General features: G+C 61.7%; 12 protein-coding genes. 8 read left to right on the forward strand and 4 right to left on the reverse strand.

Annotated elements, in window-relative coordinates; translation table 11 throughout:
• Nucleotides 1-59: 59 nt before the first annotated feature.
• Entirely contained in the window at nt 60-488 is a 429-nt protein-coding gene (locus tag L6639_RS29445; protein ID WP_128930032.1) for a DoxX family protein, read from the forward strand.
• A gap of 269 nt (nt 489-757) precedes the next feature.
• Here the strand turns inward: L6639_RS29445 and L6639_RS29450 are convergent, their stop codons facing one another.
• Together L6639_RS29450 and L6639_RS29455 are read right to left on the reverse strand one after the other, a co-directional pair.
• Nucleotides 758-1,696, reverse strand: a complete 939-nt coding sequence (locus L6639_RS29450) for an SDR family oxidoreductase (protein ID WP_128955140.1) — start codon at nt 1,694-1,696, stop codon at nt 758-760.
• A gap of 62 nt (nt 1,697-1,758) precedes the next feature.
• Complete coding sequence (locus L6639_RS29455) at nt 1,759-3,372, reverse strand: acyl-CoA synthetase (protein ID WP_128930030.1); 1,614 nt, start codon at nt 3,370-3,372, stop codon at nt 1,759-1,761.
• 154 nt (nt 3,373-3,526) lie between these two features.
• On the opposite strand from L6639_RS29455, the gene L6639_RS29460 reads away from it, so the two are divergent.
• From L6639_RS29460 to L6639_RS43330, 7 genes are all read left to right on the forward strand, one after another.
• Nucleotides 3,527-4,690 carry an ABC transporter substrate-binding protein gene (locus L6639_RS29460; protein ID WP_128930029.1) on the forward strand — a complete coding sequence of 388 codons (1,164 nt, stop codon included), beginning with the start codon at nt 3,527-3,529 and terminating at the stop codon, nt 4,688-4,690.
• A 3-nt stretch (nt 4,691-4,693) separates the two neighbouring features.
• Entirely contained in the window at nt 4,694-5,557 is an 864-nt protein-coding gene (locus L6639_RS29465; RefSeq protein ID WP_128930028.1) for a branched-chain amino acid ABC transporter permease, read from the forward strand.
• Complete coding sequence (locus L6639_RS29470; protein WP_128930027.1) at nt 5,554-6,471, forward strand: branched-chain amino acid ABC transporter permease; 918 nt, start codon at nt 5,554-5,556, stop codon at nt 6,469-6,471. Before L6639_RS29465 ends, L6639_RS29470 begins: the two co-directional genes overlap by 4 nt.
• 63 nt (nt 6,472-6,534) lie before the next feature.
• Entirely contained in the window at nt 6,535-7,287 is a 753-nt protein-coding gene (locus L6639_RS29475) for an ABC transporter ATP-binding protein (protein WP_128930026.1), read from the forward strand.
• The gene (locus L6639_RS29480) at nt 7,280-8,002 is read left to right on the forward strand and encodes an ABC transporter ATP-binding protein (protein WP_232995550.1); all 723 of its coding nucleotides are present in this window, start codon (nt 7,280-7,282) and stop codon (nt 8,000-8,002) included. Before L6639_RS29475 ends, L6639_RS29480 begins: the two co-directional genes overlap by 8 nt.
• A gap of 69 nt (nt 8,003-8,071) precedes the next feature.
• On the forward strand, nt 8,072-9,232 hold the full coding sequence (locus L6639_RS29485) for a cytochrome P450 (RefSeq protein WP_128930024.1): 1,161 nt from the start codon (nt 8,072-8,074) through the stop codon (nt 9,230-9,232).
• The gene (locus tag L6639_RS43330; protein WP_128930023.1) at nt 9,229-10,395 is read left to right on the forward strand and encodes a cytochrome P450; all 1,167 of its coding nucleotides are present in this window, start codon (nt 9,229-9,231) and stop codon (nt 10,393-10,395) included. Before L6639_RS29485 ends, L6639_RS43330 begins: the two co-directional genes overlap by 4 nt.
• Here L6639_RS43330 and L6639_RS29495 read toward each other — a convergent pair.
• Both L6639_RS29495 and L6639_RS29500 read right to left on the reverse strand, forming a co-directional pair.
• On the reverse strand, nt 10,370-11,107 hold the full coding sequence (locus L6639_RS29495; RefSeq protein ID WP_164933590.1) for a TetR/AcrR family transcriptional regulator: 738 nt from the start codon (nt 11,105-11,107) through the stop codon (nt 10,370-10,372). The genes L6639_RS43330 and L6639_RS29495 overlap by 26 nt on opposite strands.
• Before the next feature lie 172 nt (nt 11,108-11,279).
• Entirely contained in the window at nt 11,280-12,338 is a 1,059-nt protein-coding gene (locus L6639_RS29500; protein ID WP_164935432.1) for a DODA-type extradiol aromatic ring-opening family dioxygenase, read from the reverse strand.
• Nucleotides 12,339-12,342 lie beyond the last annotated feature (4 nt).

The raw sequence follows: 12,342 nt of genomic DNA on the forward strand, positions 1-12,342 counted from the left end.
TCCAAAATCGTGAAGCGACCAAACATGGTGACAGCCCTGTGATCGTCGGAGTGCCTGCCATGTCCACCGCCACCGCCCAAGCCGCCCCGCGGGAACGTCCCCTATGCGTGAGCCTTTGGATCGCTCAAGCCCTCCTCTTTTGCGTGTTCGCTTCGTCCGGGCTCGCGAAGCTGTTCATGCCGATTCCGCAGTTAGCGGCAATGATGCCATGGACAGGTCAGCACTCTGAAGCATTTGTCCGGGTCATCGGACTGATCGACCTCGCCGGAGGAATTGGCGTTCTCGTGCCTGCGTTAACCCGGATTATGCCGCGGCTGACAGTGCTTGCCGCGCTTGGCTGCTCCGTGTTGCAGGTCTTCGCTATCGTTTTTCATGTCTCTCGCGGCGAGGCCGAGCTCACGCCTCTCAACTTCATCTTGCTGGCCCTTAGCGTCTTTGTTGTCTGGGGGCGCGGGCGCAAGATACCGGTCGCGCCGCGCCGATCCTGATGCCGAGCTCCTAACCAGCCATGGCGGTGCTTCCCGAAGGCTCTCAGGGGATCGATTGGCGTCGAATTATCCCGGCGGCACGCTCCCACGATGCAGCTTCGCTCATCGCAGCATGTCTTCGCCCCTCCAAATGGATGGTAGCAGCAATCAGCCTCAGGCAAACCGGGTGTCCAGTTGCGCGCCACTTAAAGCGTTTCATGAGTACGATATAGCGGAGGTCCCGCTGGGCAATGATCCCTAGATCTCCATCGCGCGAGGGCGCTTTAGGCCTATATTCCGAACAGCAAGGCTTGCCGATGTTCGGCCAGCCATTCGCTCAAGGAGACGGGCATCCGTCCTAGGGTGCGCTCAACGAAGTCATTGCGCGCCCAAACCACCTCGTTCTGTTCTTCGTACTGGAAGAAATCCCAGAGATAGTGCAGCCGGATCTCTCCGAGCTCCCGGTACGCCTCGAAGAAGCCCGCTCTGCTGCCGTCGTGAACAATTCTTTCCTGAAAAACCTTGGTCATGAGATCGGCGACGTCGCTGAACCTCAGTATGTCCTGTCCGTTGTTCAGAGTGTGAAATTGACCAATGTGCCGATGATTGCTCGACAGGAAAAGACGTCCGGCCACTTCCGCAATGTCGCGTGGATCGATATAGGGAATCAAGCGTTCGGGCCAGATCAGCTTTCGCTCCTTCCTCAAGCCGTCCTTCATCCAGTAGAAGTTGTCCATGAAGGTTGCGCCGATGTTCAGGTAGGTGACAGGCAGACCGCTTTCGTCGAGGATTTCTTTTGCGATGGGGTGTTGGATGGGTAAACCAAGACCATGCTCGCGGAGAGACTGAGGAATTCGCCTTCGATTCGCTTCGGGTTGTAGGCCGACAAGACGTATAACGTGAACGGCGGACCTTGCCTTCTTGAGCAGGACAACGAGATTTGTCATCGCGTCGGCCTCGTTCGTGCCGCTTCTGGTCAGTACGAAGATTCCTTCCATTCCGTCGACCGCCTTCTCAAGCGATGCGAGATCAAAATAGCTGGCAATGACGACCTCCGCATGCGGGTGCTCGCGGCGAAGGACGTCACAATTGGCGGGATTGCTTGTTACGAGGCGCAGCTTGATCTGCGGCGCCTCCTCGCGCAAGAAGTGCGCAAGTGGGCCGCCGATATGAGCCGCTGCACCGAAAATGAGAATCGTGCTCGGAATCTTCTTCTGACCGTGTCGCATTAACAGACCTCAATAAACCCTGGCGAAGGCCCCAACCTGCCGCGAGCGGCTGGGTGGCCGCCTCAAGCCCCGAAGTTTTTCTGGATCGCCTTGTCGAGCGTCTCGCCGCCGATGAAACGCTGGCGCAATTCCCGCTTGAGCAGCTTGCCGGACGGATTCTTCGGCAGGCTGTCGACAAAGATCACGCGCTTGGGCACCTTGAAATGCGCCATCGATCCCGCACAATGCGTGATGACGGCATCCTCGTCGAGCTTCTCGCCGCTCTTAACCACGACAATCGCGGTTACGGCCTCGATCCAGTGCGGATCGGGCAGGCCCACGACGGCGACCTCGGAGATCGCCGGGATCTTGTAGATCATCTCCTCGACCTCGCGGCTGGCGACATTCTCGCCGCCGGACTTGATCATGTCCTTCACGCGGTCGACAACGGTGATGTAGCCCTCGGCATCGACGGTGGCGAGGTCGCCGGAGTGGAACCAGCCGCCAGCGAAAGCCGCCGCGGTCTTCACGGGATCGTTGTAATAGCCCGACAACAGATGCGGCGAGCGGTGTACGATTTCGCCGATCTCGCCGACGCCAACGTCCTCCATTGCCGTGTTGACGACGCGGGTCTCGACGTTGATGGCGGGTTTGCCGGCGGAGCCCGCCTTGCGGAGCTGGTCCTCGGGCGTCAGCACGGTCGCAAGCGGCGCGATCTCGGTCTGACCGTAAAAGTTCCAGAACTTGACGTTGGGCAGGCGGCGCTGGAGCTCGAGCAGCACCTCCACCGGCATGATCGAAGCGCCGTAATAGCCCTTTTGCAGCGACGACAGATCGCTCTTGTCGAAATTTGGCGAGCGCAGCATCGCGATCCAGATCGTCGGCGGCGCGAAGAAGCAGGTGATCCCGTGCGCCTGGATCAGCGCCAGAATGTTGTCTGCGGTCGGCTTGCCCGTGATCACGCCGGAGGCGCCGAGATAGACTTGCGGGCCGAGGAAGACGTCGAGCTGAGCGCAATGATAGAGCGGCAGCGCGTGCAGCACTTTATCGTCGGCGCTCATGCCGCCGTCGATGATGCAGCTCACATACTGCCACATCACGGCTTCATGGCTCAGCATCGCACCCTTGGGCAGGGATTCCGTGCCCGAGGTGTAAACAATCTGTGCGAGATCGCGGCTGTCGACGGAGGCCTCAAACAACGAGCTGTCGGCATCGAGAAGATCGTCGAAGCTGGTGAGGCCCGCCGGCTGCGCAGCGGGATCCTCGCCCGGCAACCAGATGAGCTTCTCCACCGCGCAGCCCTTACTGCTCGCGGCGCGTGCGGCCTCGACGAAATCGGGGCCGGTCGCGAGCAGCCTGGCGCCGGAGCTTTTCAGGATGAAATTGATCTCGTCGGGATTGAGCATGAAGTTGATCGGCACCAGCACCGCGCCGATCCGCGCTACCGCGAAGCGCAGCGCCGCAAAGGCATGCGAGTTGCGCGACAGCACGGCGAGACGGTCGCCCTTCCCGACGCCGAGGCCGGGTAGGCCACGCGCCAGTCGATTGCAGATCGCGTCCAGTTCGGCAAACGTCCAGCGCACCGCGCCGCAGCTCAAGGCTAGCTTGCTCGGCTCGCGGGCAGCCGAGCGGCGCAAGAGATCGCCAATCGAATGCTCGCGGGCTTTCGCGATCGTAACTCCGATATCTGCGTTCATCTCCCCTCCCTTGTGCTCGCTTCTGTCAGACCGTGTCCTGCTAGGGCAGCCCCACCGGCCTCGCGCTATCTTGCATATATTTTCCATATGGTCTAATTTGTATCAAGGGTCCGGGAGAGACCCCGCATGATCAGTCTAAGGGAGGATAAGCGGCATGATCGCCAGGATCGCAATCGTGGCCGCGGCCATGTTGGCCGTCAGCATTCAGGCAAAGGCCGACGACCGTCCGCTGAAGATCGGCTGGCTGATGAGCTATACCGGGCCGGGCGCCGCGGCCGGCGCCGCGTCCGATGCCGCGATCCAGGTGTTTTTCCGCAAGTTCGGCACTACGGTCGCCGGTCGCAGGATCGAGATCATCAAGCGCGACACGACGGGACCCGCACCTGACGTGGCCCGCCGCCTGGCCCAGGAGCTGATCGTCAGCGAGAATGTCGATTTCCTCGCAGGAATGGACTACACGCCCAACACAATGGCTGTTGCGCCGCTATCGACCAGCGCCAAGGTGCCCCTCCTCATCGTCAACTCGGCAACTTCGGGCATCCTCGCCAAGCATCCCTTCGCCGTTCGGTTCGGCTTCACGACCACCGAAATGGCGCAGCAGCTCGCGCTCTACGCCGCCAAGCAAAAGCTGAAATCCGTATATACGTTCGTGCATGAATACGAGCCGGGCCTCGATGCGGAGGCGATGTTCGTCCGTGAATACAAAGCGGCCGGCGGCGTGATTGCCGGATCTGTGCGGGCGCCGCTCAAGGCCACGGACTTCTCCGCCTATATCCAGCGCATCAAGGACGCGAACCCGGATGGCATCTTCGTGTTCATGGCTGCCGGCGAATTGACGCCGATCTTTCTCCGCCAGTTCAAGGAGGCAGGGCTGGATCCGGCCAAGATCATCGGCATCGGGGACATCACGGACGAATCGTCACTACCTGCCGCGGGCGAGGCCGCTCTCGGAGTTGTTACGGCCTTCCATTACACCCCGACGCATGATTCGGAGGTCAACCGAGAGTTCGCAGCCGCGTTCAACGCGGTCGCGCAGGGCCGGCCGCTCGGTTTCATACCGGTCGTCAGCTACGACGTCCTGCGTGCCATCTATACGGTCGTTGATGCGCAGAAGGGCGATCTCAATCCCGAGCGCACGATCGAGCTTCTGAAGCAAACAAGATTCGAAAGCCCGCGCGGCCCGATTGCGATCGACCCGTCGACCCGTGAGATCGTGCAGAACATCTACTTCCGAAGGGTCGAGAATCGGGACGGACAGATGGTCAATTTGGAGTTTGCGACCATTCCCGACGTCAAGGATCCTGGATCGGCGCGCTAGATCATGGTCGGCTTCGTCAACGTTCTGATCGGCGGCATCGCTTATGGGTTCGTGCTGTTTCTGATGGCTGGTGGCCTCTCCATCACGCTCGGGCTGATGGGCTTCGCCAATATGGCGCATGCGGCGCTGGCCATGGTTGGAGGCTACACGGCGGCATTGCTGATCGGCAAGGCCGGGTGGCCGTTCCTTGCGGCGGTGGCAGCGGCTGCCGCCATCGCGGCCGCCGTGGGTGCGATCCTCGAGCGCAGCCTTTTCCGGAGACTGTACGAGGCCTCGGAGCTGGAACAGGTCCTGCTGACGATCGGCGTCGTCTACGTGTCGATTGCCGCAGCCACCTATCTGGTCGGTCCAGAGCAGATGGCGATCGCGGTGCCTTCATGGCTGGACGGAAACGTCCGCATCGGCGCTGTCGAGGTCAGCCGCTACCGGCTTTTTCTGATCGGCTTCGGCACGGCACTTCTTCTGTCGCTGCTTGTTCTGATCGATCATACGAATTTTGGCGCCAGGATAAGGGCGGCCGTTTTCAACCGGCGGATGACGGCATCCTGCGGCATCGACGTCGCAAGACTGTACGCCCTCGCCTTCGCTCTCGGCTCCGCGCTTGCTGGACTAGGCGGCGCGCTCAGCGTGAAGCTCCTTGGCCTCGACCCGAACTTCCCCATCAAATTTCTGACGGAGTTGCTGATCGTGGTCAGCGTCGGCGGGCTCGGCTCCTTGCGCGGAACGTTTGCCGCCTGCCTCATGTTCGGGGTCCTTGACGTGGCCGGGAAATATCTGCTTCCGGAGATCGGCGCGTTTATCATCTATGCAACGGCGCTTTCCGTCCTGACGGTGCGCCCGCAAGGCCTAGCCGGCCGTCCGCAATGAGCGACATCACTCTCGACCTCGCGCGAACTGCGGTGCGCTTTCGCGCCAGATGGACCTTGGTCGAGCTGGTCTTTTGGATCGCTGCAGCGGCCTGCTATGTCCTCTTTCCCGGCAAGCTCGTCCTTCTCACACAGATCCTAATCGGCGGCCTGTTTGCGATGTCGCTCGATCTGTTGCTCGGCTATGGCGGGATTCCGTCCTTCGGACATGCCGCCTTTTTCGGACTCGGCGCCTACACGGCGGGATTGCTCGCTGCGCATGGCTGGGGCGAGCCGATCTCCGGCGTTCTTGCTGCCGGGCTCGTGACCGGCGCTCTCGGCTTCGCCTTCAGCACGCTGATTGCAAAAGTCCGCGGCGCCGCAGTGCTCATGGTGACGCTTTGCATCGGGCTTCTGCTCTATGAAGGCGCAAGCCGCCTGCCTTGGCTCACCGGCGGCGACAGCGGTCTCCAGGGAATCGAGATGTGGCCGCTGCTCGGGCTGTTCGAGTTCGATCTCTTCGGCCGAACCGCGTTCTGGTATGCCTATTGCAGCGCATTGACGCTTTATCTTGTCGCCCGGCGTTATGTCCACTCGCCGGAGGGTCTCGCGCTGCAGGCCATTCGCGAGAACCAGACCCGCGTTCCGATGCTCGGCGTCTCCATCACACGGCGCAAGATGATCGCTTTCACGATATCGGCGGCGAGGCGCGCTGCTGGCGCAGACCACACAGATCGTCGCACTGGAAACGTTGAGCTTCGAACGATCGGTGTCGGCCCTCGTCATGCTGATCGTCGGCGGAATTGGCACGCTTATCGGCGGCTTCATTGGGGCTGCCGCGTTCATCTGGATGCGCGACCTGCTGTCGACGGTCAATCCTGTATATTGGATGTTCTGGCTCGGCCTGGTGCTGATCGCGATCGTGTTGACGGCTAGAGGCGGCCTACTCGGCGTCGTGAGCCTGGTTCGGAGCAAGATCGTGCGCTGGAGGCGAGCGAGATGACGGTTGCCGCGCTCCAGACACGCGACCTTTGCAAGCAATTTGGCGCCTTGAAGGTCACCAATGCCGTCAGCCTCGTGCTAAAGGCAGGCGGTCGACATGCCCTGATCGGGCCGAACGGCGCCGGCAAGAGCACGCTGATCAACCTGCTCACCGGCGTGCTGGCCCCGAGCAGCGGCAGCATTCTGCTGGAGGGCGAGCCAATCGATCGATTGAGCACCGATCAGCGTGTCGCACGCGGATTGGGGCGGACTTTCCAGATTAACGCCCTGTTCCCGCATCTGACGCCGCTGGAATCGATCATGCTCGCGGTCGCCCGGCGCCGCGGACGGCTTGGCAGGCCTCTTCAGGCCTTACATCGGCAGCCCGACACCACGGACGAGGCGTATGAGTTGGCGCGTTCGGTCGGGCTTGACCGCGACTGCCTGCGGCGGACTGCCGAACTATCTTACGGTCGCCAGCGCCTTGTGGAGATTGCTCTCGCCCTCGCCGGCCGTCCCCGCGTGCTGCTGTTGGACGAGCCGGCGGCGGGAGTTCCCGCCGGCGAGAGCTTTGAGCTGATGCAGGCTATCGAATCCCTCCCCGATCAGATCGCCGTTCTCTTCATCGAGCACGACATGGATCTGGTCTTTCGTTTTGCCGACACGATCACCGTTCTCGTCGCCGGTTCGGTATTTCGCCAAGGCAAGCCCGGCGAGATCGCGACCGACCCGGAGGTGCGGCGGATTTATCTCGGAGATGACCGTGACTGAGCCGCTGCTCGAGGTCGACCAGCTCAACGTGGGCTATGGTGAAGGAATCGTCATCAGCGGACTGTCCTTCGCGATTGAGGCCGGCGGCTCTCTTGCGGTTCTGGGCCGAAACGGGGCCGGAAAATCAACCCTGATGCTCGCCCTTGCGGGTCATCTCACGCCCCGCTCGGGGCGAATTCGTTTTCGCGGCAACGAGATCGCCGACCTAGCGCCACACCGGCGATGCCGACTGGGCATCGGGTGGGTGCCGCAAGGCCGCGAGATATTCGCCCCCCTCACTGTCGAGGAGAACCTGCAGATTGCCGCGACGAACGGACCTTGGACAATCGAGCGCATCTTCGAGATGTTTCCAAGTCTGAAGGCACGTCGCACCAATTTCGGAGATCAGCTGTCGGGCGGCGAACAGCAGATGCTGGCGATCGGTCGAGCCCTGGTGACGAACCCGCGCTTGCTGCTGCTCGACGAGCCGCTCGAAGGCCTCGCCCCCGTCGTCGCGCAGGACGTCGCGCGCTGCATCACCGCGATCACCGAGACCGAGAGCATGGCGGTCATTCTGATCGAGCAGCACGCAGGCTTCGCGCTCAGGCTGGCGCGGCAGGCGATCATCCTGGAGCGCGGCATTGCCGTTCGCAACGGAGAAAGCAGCGCTATTGCGGCGGATCGCGGTGCCCTCGAACAATATGTCGGCATCCGCAAACCCGGTCGCGCCGCGTAGCCGAAGGCTTGCTCATTATACTGTCCATATGGTAGATTTAGCGTAATAATAATTTCCTGGGAGAACCACATGGCCTTTCGTTTCGATCCCGAGGAGCGGAACTTCGTGGACGACCCCTATCCCACCTACAAGGTGTTGCGCGACGACCATCCGGTCTATCTGCACGAAGGGAGCGGGTTCTACATCATCACGCGAAACGAGGACGTGGCGCGCATCCTCAACGACTACGAGGTCTTCTCTTCGGCGCGTGGCAATGCGCTGGTCGATTCACCCTTGCGGGTGGGCAGGACGCTCGGATCGACCGATCCGCCGCGTCATGACGAACTTCGCCGTGTGGTGATGAAGGGCTTCACGCCCGCGCGCATCGAATCCATGCTGCCCGCCATTCAGCGCGACGTCGATCGACTGCTGCACAAGTTCGGCACCCGTCGTGAGTGCGACTTCATGGCAGATATCAGCAGGCCCATCCTCTATGGCGCACTCGGGCGGATGCTCGGGTTGGACGGCGAAGCTGCGGACCGGGCGGCGGATTTGTCGCGGGACATCTTTCATACCGATACGGGACCGATGGGCCCGGCTGCGAGGCCGGGCTTGATGGAAGGGGTGTTTGAACTGCTCACCGAGCAGCTCGAGCGACGTCGCAAGGACCGCAGTGACGATCTGTTCTCGTTCCTGCTCGACGCACAGGAGGGGGGAGCACCACTTTCCGACGGCGAGATTCTGGGCAACATGTCGACCGTCCTGCTCGCGGGCAACGCGTCCATCGGGCATTATTTCTCTAACTTGATCTACGCGCTCTGGACCAATCCGGACGAGCGTCGCAAGTTGCAGGCCGATCCGGCCCTGCTGGATGCCGCCGTGAACGAAGGCGTTCGCTGGGATACGTCAACCCAGGCTTTCGGACGGCAGACCACGAAGGAGGTCAAGCTGCACGGAATCGCAATTCCGGCAGACAGCCGGCTCGTGGTCTGTTTCGCGGCCGCCAATCGCGACGAACGCGCTATCCCGGATCCGGACCGCTTTGACATCAGCCGGCCAAAGACCCGGCATTTTGGCTTCGGCTCCGGCCCCCATATCTGCCTTGGGGCGCCCGCAGCACGGGCCATGATGCGAACGGTCATGACCCCTCTGCTGCCGGCGCTCGGCGACTATGAGCTCGACGTCGCGAACGCCGAACGCGTCGCTCACATGATGGTACGCGGCTTTTACAAGCTGACGATCCGCTGGTGAACGAGGTGAGCGAGTTCGACCTCACCGGCAATGGGTTTCTCGATGACCCCTATCCGACCTATCGTCGCCTGCGCTCCGAATGTCCGGTCTATCATTGCCCTACCACAAAGCTCTGGTTCGTGAGCCGCTATGCGGATATCGCCTATGCACTGAACAATCCCGTCCTGCTCTCGTCCTCCGCCGGGAACGCCCTCAGCGATTCTCCGCTGCGCGTGGGCAAGACGCTCGGCTCGATCGACCCGCCACGGCATGACGAGCTTCGCCGGATCATCATGCGGGGACTGAGCCCGGCGCGTATCGAGCTGGTTCTGCCCTGGATCCGCGATACTCTCGCTAAGGGCCTGGAAGCGCTTGGCACCCGGCGCCGATGCGACTTTGTCGCCGAAGTGAGCCGCCCGGTGCTGTTCGGCGCGCTAGGCAGGATGCTGGGGCTGGGACCCGATTCGGCGCAGCGCGCAGCCGAGCTGTCGGAGCGTTTATTTCGCGGGAATTCCGGCCCCGCGGGGCCTGCGCTCTCCGAGGAAGAACGCGCCAAGGTCATTGCGCTGCTGTCCGAGGAGTTGGAACGCCGGCGTGTCGAACGTGGGGACGATCTCTTCTCGGTCCTGATCGCTGCTCAACAGGATGGAGCGCCCCTCACGGATACCGAGATCGTCGCAAACATGATGACCGTGCTCCTGGCCGGCAATGCCTCCATCGGCCACTTTCTACCCAACCTGGTCCATGCGCTCTGGCGCCACCCCGAGCAGCGATCGCGCATCCTGGCCGATCAGAGCTTGGTCGAAGCTACCATCGAAGAGGGTGTGCGCTGGGATACCTCGACACAGTGTTTCGCGCGGATCACTTCCAGCCCGGTCGCCCTCAGCGAAACCGACATTCCAGCAGGCAGCCGGGTGGTGTTGCTTTACGGCTCCGCCAATCGCGATGAGAGCGCAATTACAAATGCCGAGACCTTCAATGTCGACCGGGGCAAGGTTCGCCATTTCGGCTTCGGTTCGGGGCCGCATATTTGCCTCGGCGCCCCCGCGACACGCGCCATGCTCCGCACCATTCTGCCGAAAGTGCTGAGCACTTTCGGGGACTTCGAGATTGACCTCGCCCGCGCAGTTCGTGTTCGTCACCTGATGGTGCGCGGCTTCAGGAGCTTGCCGCTCGCTTGGTAACGCGTTTTGCGTCTTTGTTTCGCGGAGCGAGCTTACGCCGGCGAGGTTGCTCTGCCGGCTCGCGGAAAAACAGCGCGCAGCAGGTGCGGATGTGCTCATCAACGAATTTCTTTGAAAAAGGCGAGTGGCCCATCACCTGCTGGACCTCGGCCGAAAGCATGAAGATACGCGTTACCGCACCGATGAACAGATACTGGAGATGATAGGGATCGCCCTCGACGTAACGGTCTTGCTTTTGAGCCGCACGGATGAGCTTCGCGACGACGTTGAAATAGTTGCGGACCCGATCTTCGACTAGCCAGGTCAGCCGTTCGCTCTCGCGCTTTCCCTCGTGTGACATCAGCCAATGGAAGTTCGGATTGGCAGCGGCGAAGCGGATGAACTGCTCCTGGAGAACCCTGAGCTGTCCCACCTCGTCCTGCTTAGAGACGCCGGCAAGGTAGTCTTGGAAGTGCCGGCTGAAATTCACGCTCGTCGTTGATAGGACGGCGCGCCAAAGCCCGTCCTTGTTCTTGAAATGATAAGTCACGAGCGGATGCTGAACGCCGGCCTTGGCTGCAACCGTCCGTGTCGACGCTCCCTCAAAGCCACGCTCGGCGAATTCCTCGAAAGCGGCCTCCAGGATCCGTTCCCTTGTGTCGAGGGAACGCTGCTGGCGCCGGCGCTGATTCACGACCTCGTCGAGGGTTTCCTTGGTCAGATCCGTCGCCAAAACAGCTCCGCGTGGCATGCCATGTCCGCACGAAGCCTATCCGCCGGAGCGACCGGTTTGTCAACACCGCGCCCGACGCGCACAAGCGGAACACACAGACCGGAGCGACACAGGCGTGAACTCCGCCGGCAAGTCGCCTCGCCGGCGGCAGTCGCTCGCTGTGCCGGGAAATTTAGGACCAGACGGCGAAGCCGATACCCGTGCCTGTACCGGCCGGGGTCCTATAGCCTGGATAGTATTCCGTCCAGTCGTTGTCGAGATGCTCGGACATGCCCGCGACCATCACCCAATTCAGGAGTTCCGAAGAGCCGGAGTTCAACTCTCCCCTGGTCAGCGACTTGAGGACGGACACGTCCTTGCGCTTGATCGCATCGAGCACCTTGCGATCGAGCTTCTCGTCCACGACAAAATGGCTCAGGCCGCCGCTGGCCACCACGGCCACTCGGGCATCCAACTTCGACCGTGAAATGAGGCTCGCGATCGCCTGTCCGACGCCATAGGCGCGTCGTGCCGTCGGGGCATTGGGCGGAAAGTAGGTGTTCAGCAGGACCGGCAGAACCGGAATGGACTTTCCCTTGAACAGCCGCTCGATGATGAAGCCGTAGGCATGGCCGAATCCGGCCTTGTGCGGGTCATCCACCTTCGCTGCTGCTCCGATGTCCACGTCGTTCTCGATCAGACCATGGATCAGCTCGCGGGCGAGCTCTGGACAGCCCGGAAACGTATGGACTGCATCCATGGCATATCCCTTCATGACCGTGCCGATCCAATTCGGCGTCTGCGGCGTGAGATGGCGCTCATGCGTCAGGATCTCCTCTCCATAGAAGATGGAGATTGCGGGCATGTTGGATAGGCTGAACAATTCGGCCTGATCGTCCCCCACGATCAGCACGACGTCGGGTGCAACCTGCGCCAGGCGGTCGGCCATGTAATCCAGAGCCTTCTGCGATGCGGCCTCGATCTCCAGGAACTTCGCCTCGGTCGCCAGCGCCGCATAAGGAGCGCCGTTTTCGCGGGCGAGCTCGTCGTAGGACACATAGCGGCCATCGGAGAGATTGAGAGCTTTGTTCTTGAGATCGTCAGCCGCGCGCTCGCTCCAACGCTTTCCCTCCAGCGCGAGCATGGGGGTGTGCGACGCGGCGAGGCCGAGAACGATTTTCGCCATTGGACATTTCCTCTCTTTTAATTTTACCAGATGGACTATATTGCTACGAGCGATCGCGAATGGCAATCGC

This window comes from Bradyrhizobium zhengyangense, from assembly GCF_022012555.1.
Taxonomy (GTDB): domain Bacteria; phylum Pseudomonadota; class Alphaproteobacteria; order Rhizobiales; family Xanthobacteraceae; genus Bradyrhizobium; species Bradyrhizobium zhengyangense.